Genomic DNA, 19440 nt, shown 5'->3' on the forward strand with positions numbered 1-19440 from the left:
CTGATAGATCTGCATGCCACATAACGCCTCAATCAGCCGACGCGTCAGCGGTCGACTGGATTGAATTGTTATGAGTTTCTGACTGCTCGGCAGGTTCAACTGGATGGTAAGGAGGTAAATAGGTCACAGCCATAGGGATAGATCGTTTACCTTCCAGTAGATCGACCAAACCTTCCCGTATCCGAGTTTGCTCTCGCTCTATTTGACCATGCCCAATTGGGCTGTAGCAGTCTCTTTTAAGCTGAACTTCATCGAAGTCATAACCCAGCGACTGTGACATTGCATAAAGTAAGCTTGTAAATAGCTCGTAGCCTTTCTCTGTCCACGCAGCAAGTCGTTCATCAGGAGCGTTGTTATTTAAGTGATCGTTATATACTTTCCAAGCGTTCGTAACTTTTTTATCAGCCTCGGATTGCCATCGCTTTCCAAATAGTGATCTGCCGTAAAATTCCAAATCAATCATATTCAGTGCTGAAACGTGAGCCCCAGAAAGCCTTGTAGCTCTTGTCTCCATGAGAGTATGGAACAATCTAAGTTTTCGTTCTTTTCTCTCTTTGATACTTTCAATGAGCTTTTGAGCTTGTACAGCTAAGATTGGACCAGCGATGACTGCACTGATAGTAATCCAATCTTTAATTTCCATATTTAATTCCATAAATTACCTCTCAGTGGAGACTGACACATAACGCCGCCAGCAGGGGCAGCTTACCTTGTGCGTATTTTGCGCGAAAATGGGAGCGCAGCGACCGCGCACAAAGTTAGCCGTCGGCCTGCAGCGCATTGTTAGTTGCCTTGGTCCACTACGATGCTTTCTTTAAATACATCTTCAGTAACAGAAAAGTAGTAGATGCTTGCCAGGTAAGCGGGCAATGAGACTAAGATTGCGCCGATATAACTAAGACTATATTCCATAGCTTCAATATATAAACCAACAATTGAAATGATAAATAGTAAAATTGCCAAACCGTACTTAGATCCTACCTTTCGCCATGTTTCAAAATCGACTGTTGGTGAATTTGCCATTTTTTTGGAAACGTCATATACCAGGTTGCAACCAAAAATCGTAGTTACAAAGGCAAAATATGAATCGTTTGCAACTTTATTAAGGATGTAAAACAGAACCATACTCGGAGCAATCCACAACAACAGCGCGATAATTTTTACCCGATTCAAACCATGCATAACCTATTCCTTGGTTGTTTTTCTTGCAACTAACGCCTCACTCAACGGACGCGCCAGCGTTCCGTGCAGTGACTTGTTAAATTTGTATTCTGCGTTAATCACAGGGGAATTTCCTTTGAAGTGCTCTTAGTAGAGCAAATCCTGGCGGCATTTCTACTCTACTACCATTCAATTTCTCTCGAAAAGCATACTCGTCGTCTATAAGATTTAAGTAGTTTTGAGTATTAAGCTTAATAGTTAGGCAGAATAGCTTTTTCTCGCCTCTGCTCTCTAGCGCTGCGTTGGACCAAAGTAAGCCCTCCATCACCGAATTGAGATATATATCAGTACTAGTACTATCTGATTTGATATGATTTTCAAAAGTGTTTCTGTCAATAAAGGAAGCTGAAGAGGTAGCTGGAACCAACAATAGCAAAGTCAGGTAAATGAATGTCGGTTTCAAAGGTATGCGTCTCATAAATTTCCCGCACTTAAATCTAACGCCGCCAACACGGGCCGCAGTGGAGGCGCGAAGCGCCGGAACGGAGGTCCGAGCCCTGCAAAGCAGGGCTGTAGTGCTTGGCCTTATTAAAGCTTGATGCACTCACCAATTCATACCCTTGGTGCGGCTGCAGTATTGCCTGCCAGAAATTGAACACCTAAATCGGCTGAGATAAATGTTCCTTTGTTTTTTGACTTCCTGGCAAACTTGAAATGGTAGTCATTTTTGTTTCCACAATGTGCCATGCCTATTTCAGGAAACCAATATTGACAGCGGAATATGAGTGTCCCCTCATTCGTTTCGTACACTCCATATTCTTCACCTCCTTTCTTATCTTCTTTTTATAATGGTTTTAAAAAAAATTGATTTCCTTTAAATATACCTTGCTCCCATTTTTCTGTCTTGCCGCTGTAAAAATATCCAGTTTCACTTTCAGAAGTACATAGATAAGTTTCTGCCATACACGGCAGGGACACAAGTAGCAATAACAATTTCAGAGTACGCATAGATTTTCTCTTTAACGCCTTGACCTGCGGCCGCAGCGAAATGGAGGTCCGGTGGAGGCAACGCAGTTGCCGGAACGAACAGCATCAATTTGTTATGTGTAACTATACTCTTCACTTAGGGTTGTTAATAGTATGGAATCTGGGCGCACCTTCACTAACATACGAAAATGTTAACCCGTAACTATCTCCGTATCTGCGTAGGATATGAACACACGTATCTATACACACCACATTCCCTTTAATCATGGGTTCTTCCAGCCCTTGATGACCTATGAATAACCATTTAACTCCTTCAACATTCCTTTCTTCGCCTGAAACGAACGCTCTACTCCAAGTTGCATGTTCAATCATTTCAGAATCGCTTGAACCAAGACCAGCTTTAAATTGATTCCAGTTTGCCCTTTCGGGCAAATACGCATGCGTTACACCAACAATTCCCGAGGTGTTTTTGATCTCTATAATCCAACTCAAAAGCCTCATCAACTCTAAGCATTCATGCTTTTCGTCAATCGAGAGTGAATATCTCCAGTTATTCTCAATCGAACGTTTTGACGGATTGCCTTTAAGATATTCATACAGCATTCGCTCATGATTACCAGCAACCGCGAAAAACCACGGATTATGGAGAAGTCTCAGCGACTCCATGCTGCTTTGTCCGCGATCAACGAGATCCCCGACACTGAATACTCGGTCTTTATCAGGATCAAAGTTGAGAGAATCTAGGCCCCTCCAAAATGATTCGATAGATCCATGAATATCGCCAACAAAGTAATCTACACCAAGCTCGTTCTCGGCTAACACTAATGTCGATTCGTTCAAATTCATCTGATAGTGGAACTCACTTCCTTACACATAACGCCGCCAGCAGGGGTAGACAAAGTGCGCAGCGGTTTGGCTGGTCTTGTTAGGGCTTTTGCTCTGCTGAGGCATTGAACTCAATTCTCATTGGTAGGTTGGTCATAGCATAGTGTATGAACTGTTGACCTAGTGCTGTAAGTTCATAGCCTTCATTTTCATCAAATGCAGAAACTGGTGGCTTAGGGCCACTACCTTTGGATCGTCTTTGTGGAGTTTTGGGTATTACATTACCCATGTAATCTCGTTCTTTGTGCTGGCGAATAATTCCCCCGGTACTAAGATCTCTGAACAGAAGTTTGTAAAGATCGGCATCTGCCGAGTCTTCACGAACCTGCCCCTTACCAATTTTTCTCCAGATTTGGCCCCTAGTGATTCCGTCACTGTTATAGATTGCACCAATAACTTGAAAATGCATCTCAGAATAGATGTTGATCCAGTCAATGAACATTCGGACCACGTCATCACTGGAAACTTGGCAACTAGCTGCATTTGCAAGAATGTTACGTATATATTCGCGCTTCTCTTCACTTTCAGCGCATGACCACTCCCTAAAAGTTTTCTTTACAAGTGACTGATAAGAGCGGCTTTCAACACGTTCAGAAATTGCTTGATCTTGGAGATCTAGCCTTCCCATTATTTCGATGATGGTTTCTTCTTTTTCCTTGAGCTCATCTTCAAGCATGCGAACCCAATGCTCGAAGAAGCGATTTACCTTATCTTGCTCATGCTCAGACCAAGCACCCGCGATTGCAGAAAAAATTCCTCCTGCAATAGGTACAGCACCACCTGCAGCTGACAATGCACCACGAGTGACTTTTGAGACTTTTCCACTTTCAGGGAGTTTGTTTTCTTCTACATCTTCAATTTCATCACTCATTGCTGATTCCTTGTGATCGCCCTAACGCCCGCAACAGGGGCAGACAATGCTATGCACATTTTGTGCAAAAATGGGAGCCGAGCGACCGCACAAAAAGTGCGTAGGGTTGGCTGTCGCTCTGCTTGCGTTGTATGGTTGTTCTTGTCCAATTCTGATGTTGAAAATCCTTTTCGCTAACGGGTAAATTGAGACCCACCTTCGGCGGCCACCGAAGGCCTTGTTTGTCACAGTTCGTTGCTGCGCCGGTTCATAAAGACCGTTAACAAGTATGAACGTGACAGACACTCACTAGGCATAACTCGAATAGTCATGTGGGCCTCGAGCCCGAATAGCAAGGCGGAGATAGCTTATCTTATGGAACCTCAAGAGATCAATGTCGGTATCGATACCAGCAGTAAACAACTCGATATATATGTGAGACCTAATGGCCAGTTCTTTAGTGTTACCAATAACAAAGAGGGTATTAAAGACGCCATTAAACAACTACAACCGCTTAAACCGCAAAGAGTATTAATCGAGTCCACAGGAAGACTAGAATTAGAATTCGTCTGTGCTGCTTATAAAGCGGGACTGCCGATAGTTGTTTGCAATCCTTTACAAGTAAGAAACTTTGCAAAGTCAGCGGGGCGACTCGCCAAAACAGATAAGCTAGATGCAATTGATATCGCACATTTTGGTGAAGCAATGAAGCCAAGATTGTCATCAATCAAACCAGAAAAACTTAGAAATATTAGTGATTTACTGACGGTCAGGAACCAGTGCTTAGAAATGAGCACAATGCAAAAGAATCGCCTCAAGAGAATGCCCAAATCTGTTCACAAGCCCATTCAGGCTATCTTAAAAGCCATCAAGAAAGAGCTTGAAGGGGTCGATAAGCAACTTGATAAACTTGTTAACAGTGTTGCCGAGTGGCGACAAAAACGCGATCTCTTATTAAGTGCTAAAGGAGTTGGCAATGTACTGGCTTACACGCTAATGAGCGAACTTCCTGAGCTGGGCAAGTTGAACCGCAAAGAGATTGCGGCACTTGTGGGTATCGCCCCGATGAATCGTGATAGCGGCAGCTTCCAGGGTAAGCGCTATATTCGAGGTGGGCGACATCGTGTACGCACGGTTTTGTTTGTTTCTATGATGTCGGCAATACAATGCCACCCTAAATTAAAGCCAATGTATGAGCGCCTGGTCGCTGCTGGTAAACCAAAGAAAGTAGCCCTTATCGCATGTATGAGGAAGCAACTTACCATTCTAAATACGATGGTAAAAAACAACACTTACTGGGATGAGAAAATGGCTTAAATACTTGACAAAGGACCATAGTCACTTGTTAGGCATAGATTGCGGAGCACCTCTTAAAACAACCTAAGAAAAAAATAATAAATGATAAAACTGTGGACAGAGGTAGAAGAAGGATAACCGGAACGCCACGTATCTGGCCGGTGAAGTATAAAGTTAACCCAATAGCCAGAACCGCAAGAATGAATAGAAGCTGCCCTAGAATTGCCTTCCCGCATATTTGAAAAATAATTTTGTAGTTTACCGACTTTCTATTTATTAAGCCAAGGAAATAGAAAATCGGGATACTCAAAATTGCCATTATAACCACCGGAGAAAAAACAAGAAATCCAAAAACTAAATTCTTAGTGGCTGCAAAATCCATATTGATGCCTAACGCCCGCAACAGGGGCGACCTATGCTATGCACATTTTGTGCGAAACTGGGAGTCACAGCGACTGCACAAAATGTGCATAGCTTTGGGCGTCCCGCGGAGGCCCGTAGCTTACTACTTGCGCTTGTTAGCCATTTGTTGGAGCTGCGCCAGCCCCTGTTTACCGATATCCCCGAGCGAGCGAGTGTTTGAACAAGAACTAATTTCTGGAATCGAACCAGTTTTCCCAAAAACTACATACTTGTATCCTACCACCATGTGAGACGCACATATATCTTCTGAAAACAATGTATTTTTGACTTTTTTTGTATCTGCTACGCCCTTCATTTTCTCTAATATAACTAATTCGTTTGTGACTACGCCATTGTCACCAAGCGTTGATGACTGAACCTGACCGAGATAAACATAGTCAGACTCCAAATATCTCTTCCCAAGAGGAGTATCTACGCAGTAGCAGCCGAACGCTAACTGAGATGTAAACAGCGTTAAAAGTAATATAAAGCTCTTCATTCTAAGACGACCTTATGGTTAACGCCGCAAGCAAAGGCGCGCGTTAGCGCGTCCAGCCCGCAGGGCGATTTTGCCTTGCCTTATTATAACTTTGGTTGCCCAACGAAAACACGATAGAACACCCCCGATGCAGCACCCCAAAGCGTGCCAGCTATTTGAAAAACGAATGGTAAGCCTGTTATTGCCAAGACAAATAATGCCAGCAAGCCACCAATGATACCCACAACTGGCACTGTGAAAATATTACGTTTAATGAGCTGCGGCTGAATGAATAGCCCAGACAACAGCGACAGCAATAGTGCTACTGGAAACCCTAGCGCAACTACAGCAAAAGAGATGTCGCTGGTATCTTTTGGATGAAGCCCATTAATTAAATACCCGGCTAAAACCGCAAGAATACCTCCCGCTAATGGCGCTAAGACTATTGCAATTTCTCGTTTCATATTGAGTTATAACGCCTGGCGCAACGGCGAAGCACATAGTGCTGAGTCCGGCAGCCGATGGTTGCGTATTGCCGCCGCTTGTTAGGCTGCTTAAAACATTTCACTGTAATTATATTTAGCAGCCTCTGAAACATAATTCACTGGGTCATCAAATAGCGTTATTAGCTCTCCTCTCAAACTTTCAATATGTTCGTCCCCAATTATATCGCAGACATGTTCTCTAATTCTTGGATTTTCATTGTTAATATTAGACTTGAGGAGGGTGTTCCTATCTTCTGAGTACTTGTAAACCCTATAAGCGAAAACCCACCCCGAAACCTTATCATCGTTGAACTTAAGTGCAAGCTTCTCTATTTCAGCATTGTCAAGAAAAAAATCACGCTGAGAAATAGCTGCGAATAGGGCTTCCGTCACCTCATCTTTATTATCGCTAAAAACCGCTCTGTGATAATCATCCATAATGAGCCCTAACGCCCGGCTTAGGGGCGGGTTTGTAGCTGCAAAGCAGCGGAAAAGCCGTCCCAGCCCCGAAGGGGCAACTACAGCCGCTTGTTATGTGCTTTGACTTAGCCATTACTATCAAAGAGCTTGCGCTGATTCTTTAACTCATTGAAAACACTTATATAGTCATACAACTGAGCTGGATCAGTGCTGGAGCCATCGCCGCAAACACCTAGAGAGCCAAGGAGCCATGAAGTATCCACCTCTCCACGCTTATGTATCTCTAGAACAAACTGATACATCAATTCGTATGAGTCTCTTAAAGATATTTTCTCAGAGAATTTATCGTCTTTTAACTCTAAGTAGCTCACATTCAGCTTCCTTTAAGGCACATAACAGCTATATAGTTATCATTCTGACCATTATTATCCTGATTGTTATCTCAGAATCAATTTTTACGCCAAAGCCTAAATTTTTATTTAAAACCATAGACTTAAAGCATCCTGATACGTCCGTGCAAACTGGAAAAAATGATCACTTTGACTACTATCCAAATTTTAACGCTAGTCCGTAACCCTTGATTTCAGTATTGTTTTTGGGTTTATCTTCTTGTTCTCTAATATCACGGTCAATATGATCGCAAATCCCTAAGCTGGCACTCGCCAATTTTTACAGGCCGGTATTAGTTGGGGAGTGGTTAAGGTATCCAGGGTGCCTCTGAATCACTCTGTAATATCTCTGCGGATCTTGAAGGCTAAAGATGTTAGGTGCAGTTCGCCGCGAATGGACATGGCCCTTTGCAAGCGTTGCAATGCAGCAGATGCGGTCTTCAAGGATCGACCTGAGGGGTTTCCATAACGATTCATTTCTTCTATGGTCTAGTCTTTCCTGTGAAGCTGCGCTCTTATTGAAACCACTCTGTAAGAAGAGGCATCACTGGGTTCTTCAGAGGCTCCTAAATCTCGCAGTAATATCTTAAAAGTCTGCAAGTTACTTTGGTCTATGGAGAGATCTTTTCTGTAGATATATGGAGTACGTATTAAGTCGAAGCATTAATGATCTATTGTTGTCTGAACTCCAGCGTAGGAGCGGTCGGTATATTAATCTAAACGGCCATTTTTATATGCAATCGAAATTTTTAATGCGTGAGCAACAAAAAAATATAGGCACAAAAATAATCTTATTAGATTTTATTAGGATTGTTTTAGTGTCAAAGCCACGTAATATCGATAGATATTTATTGGTATTTTGGCCGAGATTAAAAAGCCACCTGAAGGCAACAGTCAAAGCAGCTCGGTTCAAGAGTATCGAGAGAATCAAGAATTTTCTAAAGACCATCCCTTAAAAGGAGAACGGTAGCGTGAAGTAAGAATAAGTAAAAGGCGCTGACCCAAGGTGCTGGAACACCTGGGGCCAGCTAACCAAATTGATACACATACTATCAAGATGGCTATATGCATAGTACGCTAGAAACCCGCTCGTCTTCAATAAAGTGGAGCACAATCAGCGGCTTGGAGAGATTCCCCAGGCCCTGGGGGCGTTGCGTCTGCCTTTTTTTATTCTATGCCTACCGTTCTCGCGCACCACCTCGCAGTTACTCAAAACATTTCTATTCAAGCTTTTCCATTGTGGAAGGTCTATCCATGGTTTGAGTATCAGTAGGAAATAAATATGTTGATCTTAAAGCGCCGCACAGGCGAAAACTTACGGATTGGAGCGAATGTCTCAATCACAGTATTAGGCGTTAAGGGTAATCAGGTAAGGGTAGGCATACTTGCTCCAAAATCCTTACCCGTACACCGTGAGGAGATTTATAGGCGGATTAAAAGGGGAGGAAATATGAACAATGGGAATCGTTGAGAATTTGATCGAGATGGTGGCGCTTAGCCATGAATGGGTTGTGTTGCCATTGAAAGGCTAACTAATGATAGTTAGCCCTTCAATTTTCAATCGAACCAGACGAGCCTCTCGCTGCGACTAGAGCCGCTGTTTAAGCTCAGGATTAAGCTTTATTAGTGATGCTTAAATCCAGCGGCAAATTTGTCTGCTAATTTAAAGTATTCCTTAAGGTCCTTACGGGTCTTTTCTGTACGGTTGTTCTCGGAGTTAAGATGAATATTCTCCACAACAACGGCAATTTCTTTTGCCAGCTCTTGCTTGTCACCCTTTAGGTTCTCAGCGAAAAACTCAACACTTTTCTCAAGCGTGTAGGTGATGACATGTATCTGGTGAAGCTCAGCAGCATCAAGCTTTTGCTTGCTCTTAATTTCTGCGGTTTTCTCAACGAAAATCTTCTTGGCATCCTTCATCGAAGTAACATCCGCTACTTTAAGGTGCTGAATGGGCTTTTCTCCAGAAGCATCGCTAGCTTGCGCTGTGGTAGCAAAAGTAACCGCAAAAAGTAGTGCAATTAAAATTCTCATCTTTCCTCTCTGACGCCCAAACTTTAAGGGTTGGTAAGGCATTGATCGGGCGAGGTGAATGCCTAACATTTAACAGTGATCACTTTGATCGCTATCGTAAATGAGGATAACTATCATTAAGATTTATGATACAGGAATTTTTAGGGGCTCAAAACATTTCTGGCAGAAATTGCGTTCTGGCTGATCGAAGCTTGTACAGGTCAAGAAAATGGAATCTGAGAACGGCGAGTACGGGAGGGGTCAACGGAGGCCTTTAGCCAGGAAGAGGCGACCCCGTGTTATGGAATTTGATCTGTTAACCCTCGCTTCGCGATAGCAAAGAGAAGGTAATTTACAGGAAGAGCCGGTTAACCCGGTATTATTGAGACCGGCTTCACAAATTAATTGGTACGAAGGCTAGGAAACCTCACCCAATACATTAACCATTGCCGAAGTTAATTGGCTAAGGTCTTCTTTAGAAATTACATAGGGTGGCATGGCGTAGACCAGCTTGCCGAAGGGGCGCAGCCAAACGCCGCGTTCAATTAAAGCTTCCTGCACCTTGACTGTATTGATCGGCTCGCGCATTTCCACCACCCCAATAGCGCCAAGGGCGCGAACATCGGCCACACCCGGTGCGGTTTTTAATGGGGCCAGCTGCTCGGTCAGTTGCTGCTCGATCGCCGCTACTCGCTCCTGCCAGGGGCTGCTGAGTAGCAGTTGGATGCTGGCATTAGCAACGGAGCAAGCCAGTGGATTCCCCATAAAAGTGGGGCCGTGCATAAAGACTCCGGCCTCGCCATTGCAAATACCTTCGGCAATACGGTCGCTACACAGCGCGGCTGCTAATGTCATGGTGCCGCCGGTGAGGGCCTTGCCGAGGGTGAGAATATCCGGGCTGATCGCAGCGTGGTCGCAGGCGAACATCTTGCCACTGCGGCCAAAGCCGGTGGCGATTTCATCGGCAATCAGCAGCAGGTCGTATTCGTCACAGAGTGCTCGTACCCGGCGCAGGTAATCTGCGGAATAAAAGCGCATACCGCCGGCACCCTGCACTATGGGTTCGAGAATTACCGCAGCCAGTTGCTCGCTGTTTTGCGCAATCAGTTGTTCCAGTTCACGGATATCTTCATCCGGGCAGGTTTCGCCGAAAGGGGTTTGTGGGGCGGGGGCAAACAGGTGTTGGCTCAATTGCCCGGCAAACAGGTGGTGCATACCGGTAACGGGATCACAGGTGGCCATGGCCCCAAAGGTATCGCCATGGTAGCCATTGCGTAGGGCCAGCAATTTACTTTTACCCGGTTTGCCCTGGGAGTGCCAAAATTGCAGGGCCATCTTAATGGCGACCTCTACAGACACTGAACCGGAGTCAGCCAGAAATACCCGGTTGAGGCCGGGTGGAGTGATTTCCACCAATTTCTTGCACAGCTCGATTGCGGGCTCGTGAGTTAAACCCCCGAACATCACGTGGGACATCTTGTCCATCTGCTCGCGCATGGCCTGATTTAGCTCGGGCACATTGTATCCGTGCAGGGCGCTCCACCAGGAGGACATGCCGTCGATTAGGCCGGGGCCATCTTCCAGGAAAATTCGAACTCCCTCAGCCCTGGCCACCGGATAGACCGGCGGCGGGTTGATTAGCGAGGAGTAGGGGTGCCAGATATGTTTGCGGTCGAATTCCAGGTCCATAAAAACTACATCTTTATTCTCAAGAGCCGACAATCATCAGTTAGGCCAGTTCGCGCAATACTCTGAGCGGGGGCTGGCTGATCGAGCTGTAACAGGCCAGGGTACCGGCGGTGCCAACCAGTATTGCACCGGTGAGTGGTCCGGTTAGCCAAAGGACTGGGTGCAATATCACCGGCAGTTCAAAGACCCAATAAGACAGCACCGCCAAGGTGGCTTCAGCACCGATAGCCGCAAGCAAACCGGCGGCAAAACCCAGTAGGCCAAATTCCAGTATCAGGCTTCTCAGCAGCAAGCGCCTGCGGCCTCCCAGTGTGCGGATAATTGCCGCTTCCTGCAATCGCTCGGCGATACTGGCGCGGACCCCGGCAATTAATACCAGGACCCCGGCAACCAGCATCAGGGCCATGACTGATTCGATAGCAAAGGACACCTGGTTAATGGTGTCGCGGATACGCTGGATGATCTTATCCAGCTCTATCACGCTGACGCTGGGGAAGGCGCGAACCAGATCGTTGACCAGTAGCTTGTCCTCCGGAGGGAGGTAAAAGCTGGTGATATAAGTAGCCGGGAAATCATCGATAGTGCCCGGTGCAAATATCATATAGAAGTTGGGGCGCATGCTGTTCCAGTCCAGCGAGCGGAAGCTGGCTACCGGGGCTTCTACTTCGAGGCCACCGATGGAAAAGCGCAACTGATCTCCCAGTGACAGCTCCAGCTGGGCTGCCAGCTCCACTTCTACGGAAACACCTTCGCTGGCCTTGTCCCACCACTCGCCTTCCAAGATGCGGTTGTCCGGCGCCAGGGTATCGGTGTAGCTCAGGTTTAATTCCCGGCGAACGCCACCGGGACGATCTTTTTTCTCTTTAATCGAGACGCCGTTAATCGCCACCAAGCGGCCGCGCACCATGGGATAAAACTCGGTGCTGCTTACCTCACCCTCTGCCAGCATATTTTCCATGGTTGGAACATCGTGAGGGGCGATATTCAGGAGGAAGTGATTGGGGGCTTTTTCCGGCAATTGCATCCGCCATTCGTCCACCAGGGCGGTACGGGCAAAGACCATGGCCAGCATGGCCAATAATCCGGTGCCAAAAGCGGCAATCAATAAAGTGTTGAACGCGGCTCGGCGTTGCAGGCTGCCCAGGGCAATGCGCCAGGCGCCCCCCAGGGAAGCCAATTTGCCGCGCACCAGGAGTCGGTTAACCAGGGCGCTGCCCGCTACCAACAGGAGCATGCCGACAAACAGGGCGAGCGTCATAAGCAGGCTGCCGGAAAGCCACCAGATCAGGAGCAGCATGGCGCTGGGGCCGAGAATCAGCCCGAGCCATTCGCGTCTGTCAGGATTGCTCCAGTCGTGCCGCAGGGTTTGCATCGGGTCTGTACGCGCCAGACGGAACAGCGGCGGCAGGGCGAAGCCCAGGGCGCAGGCGAGGCCGGTGGCGAGCCCGATCAGCAGTGGGCTCCAGCTGGTAGCCGGGGGTTGTACCGGGAAGAACCCTTCCATCAGGTTGACCGCCTGGCTCTGGATAAAGGTGCCCAGTGCCAGCCCGATAGCAGTGGCAATCAGGGTGAGGGCGGCCAGCTGTCCCAGGTAGATACCGAGGATTTTATTGCGCCCAGCGCCGAGGCTTTTCATTACGGCTACGTAGGCGCCGTGGCGCAGTCCGTAGCGTCTGGCTGCCAGGCCAACGGCGACGCTGGCAAGAAGTACGGCCAGGCTGGCGGCGAGAAACAGGAAGGACTCGGCTCTATCCAGAGCAGAGGCAACCCGGGGCTGGCCTTCGCGCAGGTCCAAGATCCGCTGGTGTTCAGTCAGTTGCGGTTTGAGCCAGTCAAAGTAATCCTTCAGGGCTTGGTCATCACCGGCAAACAGGTAGCGGTAGCGCACTCGGCTGCCGGGCTGGATTACACCAGAGGCGGGCAGGTCGGCGGTATTGGCTAGCAGTCGCGCACCCATATCAAACAGGCTGGTGCCCCGGTCGGGTTCCCGCTCCAGTATGGCTGTCACTTTCAGTTGGGTGTCGCCGAGGGCGATAGGATCGCCGAGCTGGATTCCCATCAAGGGTAGAAGGCGGGACTCCACCCAGGCTTCTCCCGGGGGAGGTCCTTGCGGTGCAATTTCTCCAGGGCCTTCTGGGGACTTGCTGATTTCCAGTTGCCCCACCAGCGGATAGCCTTTGTCGACGGCCTTGACCGAGACAAACTGGAACTGGTCGTTGGCGGAGATCATGGATGAAAACTGGACTATCTGGCCCTGTTCCAACCCTTTTTTATTGGCCTCTTCCAGCCATGCGCTATCCACAGGTTTACTGCTGCGCAGCACCCGCTCTGCAGCCAGGAAGGTGAGGGATTGCTGCTCCATGGCTCGGGTAAGGCGGTCGGTGAAATGGGCGATCGCAGTGACACTGGTAACCGCCAAAATCAGGGCAGAGGCAATTAGCGCCAACTCGCCACCGCGCCAGTCCCTGAACAGCAGTCTGAGTGGCAGCATCAGGCGGATACCTCCGAGAAGTTGTCGTCACCGGCGAGGGGCTCGTAAGACTCCACGGCACCTGCAGACATACGCAAGTGAGTGGCGCAGCGTTCAGCCAGGCGCTGCTCGTGGGTTACCAACACCAGAGTGGTGCTGGATTCGGCATTGAGCTTAAAGAGTAAATCGATGATCTTGGCGCCGTTGCCGGCATCCAGGCTGCCGGTGGGTTCGTCGGCAAAAAGGATAGCGTCCTCGCCGCTGAAGCTGGCGAATGCCCGGGCAATGGCGACCCTTTGCTGCTCCCCGCCGGAGAGTTGGCGCGGGTAATGGCCCAGGCGATGTTCGAGTCCGACCTTGGCCAGGAACTCCTCAGCGCGTTTGGCGGCGCCGCGTTCACCGCGTAGCTCACTGGGCAGCATGACATTCTCGCGAGCGGTGAGACCGGGTAGTAGCTGGAAGGTTTGAAAGACAAACCCCACACAGCGGGCGCGTACCGCCGCACGTTGCTCTTCATCCATGGCGGTAATTTCTTCTCCGGCCAGCCAGATTTTTCCCTCACTGGGCTTGTCCAATCCAGCTAATAGACCGAGCAAGGTGGACTTGCCGGAACCTGAGGCACCGGTCACAGCCAGACTCTCTCCGCGCGCCAGCTGCAGGGAGATATTGTTTAATAGGGTCAATGGCCCTTCGCTGGTGGAGACTCTGTGATACAGGTTTTCTGCCGTAAGAATGGCGGACATACTGTGTTCCCTATACGGATGCGCGAATTTTTGGAGAGTATGACATGACGACAGCCATTTTTCGGCAGATGGCGGCTCAATTCAGCTTGGTACTGTTGCTGTTTATCCCCATTGGAGCTGCCCAGGCAAGTAAGGCAGATACCTTGTTGGTCTTGGGTGACAGTATCAGCGCGGCCTACGGTATCAATGAAGAGCAGGGGTGGGTGCAATTACTGCAGGAGCGTTTGCAGGAAAAGGGCAAAAAAGTTCGGGTGATCAATGCCAGTATCAGCGGAGAGACGACGTCTGGTGGGTTGACGCGTCTGCCGCGCCTGATGCAGGAGCACAATCCGCGTTGGCTGATTGTAGAGCTGGGCGGCAATGATGGTCTGCGGGGATACCCTCCTCAGTCTTTACAGCGCAACCTGATGGAGATGGTGAAACTGGCGAAGAACTCTGGTGTAGAGGTTTTGCTGCTGGGCATGCGTATCCCGCCCAACTACGGCCGCGCCTATACCAATGCTTTTGCCGCCGTTTACCCCAAGGTGGCCAAGTCCGAACAGGTCGGGTTGGTGCCCTTCTTTCTGGAAACCGTCGCTCTTGAAGACGGCGCCATGCAATCCGATGGTATCCACCCAACCGCCAAGGCACAGCCTGCCTTACTGGAGCATGTTTGGCCCTGTGTAGAGTTCTTGTTAGCGGATAAGTCGGATGGGGAGTCGTGTACTCCGTGATCGAAATGCGTACAATCGCGCCCCCTAGCAATATGAAAGCCTCGCTCCACACTGATAGGCGATGGCTGTGACCCCCAGCCCCGGTCACCGGTACCGAAATAGTTAGAGAGACACCATGTCCGAAGTGGAAAATCGCCGCGAGCGACTCGAATTCAACAAACTGCAGAAACGCCTACGCCGCCATGTGGGTCGCGCTATTGCCGACTTCAACATGATTGAAGAGGGCGACAAAATCATGGTTTGCTTATCCGGCGGTAAGGATTCTTACGCCATGCTGGATATTCTGCTGAACCTGCAAAAAACCGCCCCGGTGAACTTTGAGTTGGTGGCGGTGAATATGGACCAGAAGCAGCCTGGTTTCCCTGAGCATATCCTGCCGGAGTATCTGCGCTCCCTTGGCGTGCCACACCATATCGTAGAGAAAGATACCTATTCGGTGGTGCAGGAAGTGGTGCCAGAGGGCAAGACTACCTGTAGCCTTTGTTCGCGACTGCGTCGCGGTACCCTTTACGGCTTTGCCGAGGAAATTGGTGCTACCAAGGTAGCTCTTGGGCATCATAAGGACGATATCGTCGAGACATTGTTCCTGAATATGTTTTACGGCGGTCGCCTGAAGGCGATGCCGCCCAAGCTGCGTGCCGATGATGGGCGCAATATTGTGATTCGCCCGCTGGCTTATTGCCGAGAAGAGGATATTGCCCGTTACGCGGAGTTCAAGGAATTCCCCATTATTCCCTGTAATTTGTGTGGTAGTCAGGAAAACTTGCAGCGCCAGGCGATCAAGCAGATGTTGCGGGAGTGGGACAATAAATTCCCAGGGCGCAGTGAAAATATCTTTGCCGCATTAACACGTATATCCCCGTCGCAATTGGCGGACAGGGATCTCTACGATTTTGAAAGTCTGGAATTGGACCGCTCTAAGCCGTCGGCTGCCGAGCGCCCTGACCATTTAATTCAGCGCCAGGTGAATTCGTGGGAGCCGGACGATGCCCAGGAGGTTGAGCCCCAGTATATCTCGGCGCTGAATTTGTAGGATCGGCACCACTCACCAGCTGGGCATAGCTGCATTCAAAATCCCGCGTAGTGGCACTGGGTCCGTGATGGAAGTGCTGGTGCCACAATCGCGCCATTTTGGCCACATCGTGGGTGTCTGATTCGGGTATTTTGTGCACTTCTGCCGAGCGGTAAACCAGCCAGGCGATAGCGGTGGCATAGCGCAGGTTGGTGGTCAGTTCGCTGTGGGGGTGGTCGAGAAAGTCCCGTTGGCTGGCGAGCCCTCGAATTTTTGAGGCCAGTGCGGGGTGATCAATCAGGTAGTTATCCCAGATTTCCCGGTGTGTATGTGGCTGGATTTGATAGATCCCCAACCCGTGGCGCCGTCCCTGCTTGAGATGAAAGCCCAGCTGTGACTCCTGTGCAGCGGTGCCCAGCAAAAGGTTTTCCATGCCCTGGCTCCAGGCTCTCAAGTGCTTGAGGGTTGGACGGATAACCTGGAGGCGCAGTTCGTCCAGACAGATGCCCATAGTATTGTCTTTTTTCTGTGGTTGTTCTGAATATTTAGTTTGTGGATTGAGTTGGCGCCAGCCGTTAAGTAGATTTACGCGCAATAAACATAATTATTTTTGAAGTGGCTCCGGTTCTGTAGTGCATTTTGCTCAAAAAGCGAGCAAGTGTCGCAGCCATTGCCTTCTTTCGGTGCCATTCCGTTTTTGAGCAGAAGGAATTCCCATGTCCGCACAGTGGCTCGTCGCCCTAACTTTTATCGCCTACCTGGCTCTGATTCTGGTGATCGGTATTTACGCCTATTTACGCACCAAAAATGCCAGTGACTATTTCCTCGGTGGCCGTTCGCTGCCCCCAGCTGTAGCAGCCTTGTCGGCTGGCGCTTCGGATATGAGCGGTTGGTTACTGCTGGGTTTGCCGGGAGCTGCCTATGCTGCCGGTCTCTCCGCAGGCTGGATCGCTATAGGCCTGTTCTCGGGAATTGTGTTGAGTTGGGTTAGCATGGGGCGTCGCCTGCGTATTTATACCTATGAGTTGGATGACTCCCTCACAGTTCCTGCTTACCTGGATCGTCGCTTCAAAATGGGGCACCCCTACCTGCGCACGGTATGCGCGGTCTTTATCCTGCTGTTTTTCCTCTTCTATGTGGCTTCTGGTCTGATTGCCGGCGGTAAGCTATTTGAAACGGTATTCGGTTGGGATTACCACTGGGCGGTAATTGTTGGTGCTATAGCTGTCATTTCCTACACGCTGTTTGGTGGGTTCCTGGCGGTATCCTGGACTGATGTGTTTCAGGGCTTATTAATGAGCGCTGCTCTGATTGCCGTACCACTGGTTGTGATTTCTGACCAGGGTGGTTTCTCCGCCAGTTGGGCTCAGTTGCAAGCGCAGCAACCGCAATTAACACACTGGCTCACAGATGGCAGCGGCCAGACATTGGGCTTAGTAGCGATTCTCAGCTCTTTGGCCTGGGGGCTGGGTTACTTTGGTCAGCCCCATATCCTGGCGCGCTTTATGGCAGTGCGCAGCCCTGATGATGTGCCGGCAGCAGCAACCGTTGCCGCGGTGTGGTCCCTGATCGGTTTTCTCGGCGCTATGGCGGTGGGCCTCTTTGCCCATCTGCAAATGCAGCAAGGGCTGCCCGATGGCGAGACTGTCTTTATGGAGCTGGTTCAGGTGTTGTTCCACCCGATTGTTGCCGGTGTGCTGTTGGCAGCAATCCTCTCAGCCATCATGAGTACGGCAGATTCCCAGCTGTTAGTGTCATCTGCGGCATTGGCGGAAGATATCTATCATGTTTGGTTTGGTCGCAAGACCAGTCCGGAGGCCATGGTTAAAGTGGGGCGCTGGGCTGTTGTTGGGCTCTCCCTGATCGCCGTGTGGATCGCGATGGATCCGGATTCCAAGGTTTTGGATGTGGTGAGCTATGCCTGGGCAGGACTCGGTGCCGCGTTCGGCCCGGCACTGTTGATCAGCCTTTACTGGTCCCGTATGACGGGCAGTGGAGCCATTGCCGGGGTTGTTGTCGGTGGGCTTACCGTAGTGATTTGGGAGCAGCTGTCTGGGGGAATCTTCGATATCTATGAGTTGCTGCCAGGTTTCATTTTCTCAGCAGCTGCTATCGTCATAGTTAGCGCGCTGACGAAATGCCCGGAAACTGTGGCCTCCCAACACAAGAAATTGCTGGGATAAGCCCGGGGGCTGCGGGGCCCTGTTGCATTGGCCCGGCCACTTGTCTGCAGTGCAGAGGACGCGTCCTACTCATGGGCGCGACTGTTGTGAAGCGAAAAGGATTTCCATCCGCAGCGATTATTCAAATAGCGGTTGGAGATACTGAGTGATCAAAGTTCATCTCGGTGATATCACACGATTGAACGTCGATGTCATCGTCAACGCCGCCAATACACGCCTGCTCGGCGGTGGTGGTGTGGACGGGGCCATTCACCGTGCCGCAGGTCCTAAGCTACTGGAAGCTTGTCGAAGTATCGGCGGCTGTCCAGTTGGCGAGGTCCGTGCTACCAGCGCTTTCTCAATCCCTGTTAAACGTATTTATCACACGGTCGGACCCGTTTGGCGCGGGGGCCGCCTGGGTGAGCCAGAGCTGCTATCGAGCTGCTATCGCCAGTGTCTGGCCTTAGCGCGGCGAGAGAGCATGTACTCTATAGCCTTCCCTGCGATTAGCTGCGGTGTTTACGATTACCCTCCCAGACAGGCTGTGGAAATTGCTGTAGAGCAGGTACAGCAACACCAGGAGAGGGAAGGGGCGCCAGTGAGTATTGTTTTTTGTTGTTTCGACGAGGAAATGGCAGAGCTCTATCACACCCAACTGGATGCCTATGTACGGCGTTAGCCGATTACTTTGCGCTTTTGCCTGATACATTCGGCCATTGATTGCGTTGCAGCTGTTTAGCAAGATGAGCGTCTGACAATAAAAAATAAGAAAAGGAGATTGTCATGCGCAGTGCCCAACAGTGGTTTGCCGAATATGGTGAAAGCCATCAGAACCCCGTCAATAAATCGATTCACTGGATTGCGGTACCAGTGATTTACGCTACCGTCGCTGGCCTCTTATGGGCCATACCCCAGCCGCAGTTTATGGCATCAATACCCTGGTTAAATTGGGCCGTAGTGATCACAGTTCCGGTGATGTTGTTCTATTTTGCGCTGTCATTCTCTATCGGCCTGGGGATGACTGCACTAACGCTAGTGTGCCTGTGGGCTTGGTCTGTGGTAGAGCGGCTGGGAATACCCGTCTGGCAAACCGCGCTGGGACTGTTTGTTCTGATGTGGATTTTTCAGTTTATCGGTCACCATATCGAAGGGAAAAAACCTTCCTTCTTCAAGGATATTCAATTCCTGCTTATCGGCCCCGCCTGGGTGATAGGCTTCATCTATCGAAAACTGGGAATTCAGTACTGATTTCATGTGCTGTTAGCAAGCAAGAGAGGCGATGGGT

General features: G+C 49.5%; 20 protein-coding genes. 7 read left to right on the top strand and 13 right to left on the bottom strand.

Going from position 1 to position 19440, the window contains the following annotated elements:
• Window positions 1-28: 28 nt before the first annotated feature.
• The 4 genes from MJO52_RS05780 to MJO52_RS05795 form a co-directional block, all read right to left on the bottom strand.
• Window positions 29-655: a DUF6680 family protein gene (locus MJO52_RS05780; protein WP_252084998.1), complete on the bottom strand. Its 627-nt coding sequence runs from the start codon at window positions 653-655 to the stop codon at window positions 29-31.
• A 128-nt stretch (window positions 656-783) separates the two neighbouring features.
• The gene (locus MJO52_RS05785) at window positions 784-1182 is read right to left on the bottom strand and encodes a hypothetical protein (RefSeq protein ID WP_252084999.1); all 399 of its coding nucleotides are present in this window, start codon (window positions 1180-1182) and stop codon (window positions 784-786) included.
• A 1098-nt stretch (window positions 1183-2280) separates the two neighbouring features.
• A complete protein-coding gene (locus MJO52_RS05790) occupies window positions 2281-2994 on the bottom strand; it encodes a metallophosphoesterase (RefSeq protein ID WP_252085000.1) in 714 nt (237 codons plus the stop codon).
• 79 nt (window positions 2995-3073) lie between these two features.
• Window positions 3074-3904 carry a hypothetical protein gene (locus tag MJO52_RS05795; RefSeq protein WP_252085001.1) on the bottom strand — a complete coding sequence of 277 codons (831 nt, stop codon included), beginning with the start codon at window positions 3902-3904 and terminating at the stop codon, window positions 3074-3076.
• A 354-nt stretch (window positions 3905-4258) separates the two neighbouring features.
• Here MJO52_RS05795 and MJO52_RS05800 point away from each other — a divergent pair, with 354 nt between their 5' ends.
• Window positions 4259-5200 (top strand): IS110 family transposase, encoded by a 942-nt coding sequence (locus MJO52_RS05800; protein WP_252082793.1) that lies wholly within the window; start codon window positions 4259-4261, stop codon window positions 5198-5200.
• Window positions 5201-5684: 484 nt separating this feature from the next.
• Here MJO52_RS05800 and MJO52_RS05805 read toward each other — a convergent pair whose 3' ends face one another.
• The 4 genes from MJO52_RS05805 to MJO52_RS05820 all read right to left on the bottom strand — a co-directional run bounded on the left by MJO52_RS05805 (window position 5685) and on the right by MJO52_RS05820 (window position 7335).
• Complete coding sequence (locus tag MJO52_RS05805) at window positions 5685-5990, bottom strand: hypothetical protein (RefSeq protein ID WP_252085002.1); 306 nt, start codon at window positions 5988-5990, stop codon at window positions 5685-5687.
• Window positions 5991-6163: 173 nt separating this feature from the next.
• On the bottom strand, window positions 6164-6523 hold the full coding sequence (locus MJO52_RS05810; RefSeq protein ID WP_252085003.1) for a hypothetical protein: 360 nt from the start codon (window positions 6521-6523) through the stop codon (window positions 6164-6166).
• 90 nt (window positions 6524-6613) lie between these two features.
• Window positions 6614-6982, bottom strand: coding sequence for a hypothetical protein (locus tag MJO52_RS05815; RefSeq protein WP_252085004.1), 369 nt, complete (start codon window positions 6980-6982; stop codon window positions 6614-6616).
• A gap of 107 nt (window positions 6983-7089) precedes the next feature.
• Window positions 7090-7335, bottom strand: a complete 246-nt coding sequence (locus tag MJO52_RS05820; protein ID WP_252085005.1) for a hypothetical protein — start codon at window positions 7333-7335, stop codon at window positions 7090-7092.
• Window positions 7336-8635: 1300 nt separating this feature from the next.
• Between MJO52_RS05820 and csrA the strand changes: the two genes are divergently transcribed.
• Complete coding sequence (csrA, locus tag MJO52_RS05825) at window positions 8636-8824, top strand: carbon storage regulator CsrA (protein WP_252085006.1); 189 nt, start codon at window positions 8636-8638, stop codon at window positions 8822-8824.
• Window positions 8825-8976: 152 nt separating this feature from the next.
• On the opposite strand, the gene MJO52_RS05830 is transcribed toward csrA, so the two are convergent.
• The 4 genes from MJO52_RS05830 to MJO52_RS05845 all read right to left on the bottom strand — a co-directional run bounded on the left by MJO52_RS05830 (window position 8977) and on the right by MJO52_RS05845 (window position 14268).
• Window positions 8977-9387 carry a DUF6746 family protein gene (locus tag MJO52_RS05830; protein ID WP_252085007.1) on the bottom strand — a complete coding sequence of 137 codons (411 nt, stop codon included), beginning with the start codon at window positions 9385-9387 and terminating at the stop codon, window positions 8977-8979.
• Between the two features lie 396 nt (window positions 9388-9783).
• Window positions 9784-11055, bottom strand: a complete 1272-nt coding sequence (gene bioA / locus MJO52_RS05835; RefSeq protein ID WP_252085008.1) for an adenosylmethionine--8-amino-7-oxononanoate transaminase — start codon at window positions 11053-11055, stop codon at window positions 9784-9786.
• Window positions 11056-11095: 40 nt separating this feature from the next.
• Window positions 11096-13546, bottom strand: a complete 2451-nt coding sequence (locus tag MJO52_RS05840) for an ABC transporter permease (protein WP_252085009.1) — start codon at window positions 13544-13546, stop codon at window positions 11096-11098.
• Window positions 13546-14268, bottom strand: coding sequence for an ABC transporter ATP-binding protein (locus tag MJO52_RS05845; protein WP_252085010.1), 723 nt, complete (start codon window positions 14266-14268; stop codon window positions 13546-13548). Before MJO52_RS05845 ends, MJO52_RS05840 begins: the two co-directional genes overlap by 1 nt.
• Before the next feature lie 44 nt (window positions 14269-14312).
• On the opposite strand from MJO52_RS05845, the gene MJO52_RS05850 reads away from it, so the two are divergent.
• Window positions 14313-14981 carry an arylesterase gene (locus MJO52_RS05850; protein ID WP_252085011.1) on the top strand — a complete coding sequence of 223 codons (669 nt, stop codon included), beginning with the start codon at window positions 14313-14315 and terminating at the stop codon, window positions 14979-14981.
• Between the two features lie 115 nt (window positions 14982-15096).
• A complete protein-coding gene (gene ttcA, locus MJO52_RS05855) occupies window positions 15097-16014 on the top strand; it encodes a tRNA 2-thiocytidine(32) synthetase TtcA (protein ID WP_252085012.1) in 918 nt (305 codons plus the stop codon).
• On the opposite strand, the gene MJO52_RS05860 is transcribed toward ttcA, so the two are convergent.
• Complete coding sequence (locus MJO52_RS05860; protein WP_252085013.1) at window positions 15899-16504, bottom strand: hypothetical protein; 606 nt, start codon at window positions 16502-16504, stop codon at window positions 15899-15901. The genes ttcA and MJO52_RS05860 overlap by 116 nt on opposite strands.
• A 205-nt stretch (window positions 16505-16709) precedes the next feature.
• Here MJO52_RS05860 and putP point away from each other — a divergent pair, with 205 nt between their 5' ends.
• The 3 genes from putP to MJO52_RS05875 all read left to right on the top strand — a co-directional run bounded on the left by putP (window position 16710) and on the right by MJO52_RS05875 (window position 19403).
• Window positions 16710-18176, top strand: a complete 1467-nt coding sequence (gene putP, locus MJO52_RS05865) for a sodium/proline symporter PutP (protein ID WP_252085014.1) — start codon at window positions 16710-16712, stop codon at window positions 18174-18176.
• 145 nt (window positions 18177-18321) lie between these two features.
• Window positions 18322-18834: an O-acetyl-ADP-ribose deacetylase gene (locus MJO52_RS05870; RefSeq protein WP_252085015.1), complete on the top strand. Its 513-nt coding sequence runs from the start codon at window positions 18322-18324 to the stop codon at window positions 18832-18834.
• A 104-nt stretch (window positions 18835-18938) separates the two neighbouring features.
• Entirely contained in the window at window positions 18939-19403 is a 465-nt protein-coding gene (locus tag MJO52_RS05875; protein WP_252085016.1) for a DUF962 domain-containing protein, read from the top strand.
• Window positions 19404-19440 lie beyond the last annotated feature (37 nt).

The sequence above is a fragment of the Microbulbifer variabilis genome (assembly GCF_023716485.1).
Lineage (GTDB): Bacteria > Pseudomonadota > Gammaproteobacteria > Pseudomonadales > Cellvibrionaceae > Microbulbifer > Microbulbifer variabilis_B.

Excerpts from the sequence above, each read along its gene's own strand:
- MJO52_RS05800 (WP_252082793.1), top strand. The coding sequence starts at position 4,259 with ATGGAACCTCAAGAGATCAATGTCGGTATCGATACCAGCAGTAAACAA.
- csrA (WP_252085006.1), top strand. The coding sequence starts at position 8,636 with ATGTTGATCTTAAAGCGCCGCACAGGCGAAAACTTACGGATTGGAGCG.
- MJO52_RS05780 (WP_252084998.1), bottom strand. The coding sequence starts at position 655 with ATGGAATTAAATATGGAAATTAAAGATTGGATTACTATCAGTGCAGTC.
- putP (WP_252085014.1), top strand. The coding sequence starts at position 16,710 with ATGTCCGCACAGTGGCTCGTCGCCCTAACTTTTATCGCCTACCTGGCT.
- MJO52_RS05790 (WP_252085000.1), bottom strand. The coding sequence starts at position 2,994 with ATGAATTTGAACGAATCGACATTAGTGTTAGCCGAGAACGAGCTTGGT.
- MJO52_RS05815 (WP_252085004.1), bottom strand. The coding sequence starts at position 6,982 with ATGGATGATTATCACAGAGCGGTTTTTAGCGATAATAAAGATGAGGTG.
- MJO52_RS05795 (WP_252085001.1), bottom strand. The coding sequence starts at position 3,904 with ATGAGTGATGAAATTGAAGATGTAGAAGAAAACAAACTCCCTGAAAGT.
- MJO52_RS05860 (WP_252085013.1), bottom strand. The coding sequence starts at position 16,504 with ATGGGCATCTGTCTGGACGAACTGCGCCTCCAGGTTATCCGTCCAACC.
- ttcA (WP_252085012.1), top strand. The coding sequence starts at position 15,097 with ATGTCCGAAGTGGAAAATCGCCGCGAGCGACTCGAATTCAACAAACTG.
- MJO52_RS05850 (WP_252085011.1), top strand. The coding sequence starts at position 14,313 with ATGACGACAGCCATTTTTCGGCAGATGGCGGCTCAATTCAGCTTGGTA.
- MJO52_RS05785 (WP_252084999.1), bottom strand. The coding sequence starts at position 1,182 with ATGCATGGTTTGAATCGGGTAAAAATTATCGCGCTGTTGTTGTGGATT.
- bioA (WP_252085008.1), bottom strand. The coding sequence starts at position 11,055 with ATGGACCTGGAATTCGACCGCAAACATATCTGGCACCCCTACTCCTCG.
- MJO52_RS05840 (WP_252085009.1), bottom strand. The coding sequence starts at position 13,546 with ATGCTGCCACTCAGACTGCTGTTCAGGGACTGGCGCGGTGGCGAGTTG.
- MJO52_RS05875 (WP_252085016.1), top strand. The coding sequence starts at position 18,939 with ATGCGCAGTGCCCAACAGTGGTTTGCCGAATATGGTGAAAGCCATCAG.
- MJO52_RS05830 (WP_252085007.1), bottom strand. The coding sequence starts at position 9,387 with ATGAGAATTTTAATTGCACTACTTTTTGCGGTTACTTTTGCTACCACA.
- MJO52_RS05810 (WP_252085003.1), bottom strand. The coding sequence starts at position 6,523 with ATGAAACGAGAAATTGCAATAGTCTTAGCGCCATTAGCGGGAGGTATT.
- MJO52_RS05845 (WP_252085010.1), bottom strand. The coding sequence starts at position 14,268 with ATGTCCGCCATTCTTACGGCAGAAAACCTGTATCACAGAGTCTCCACC.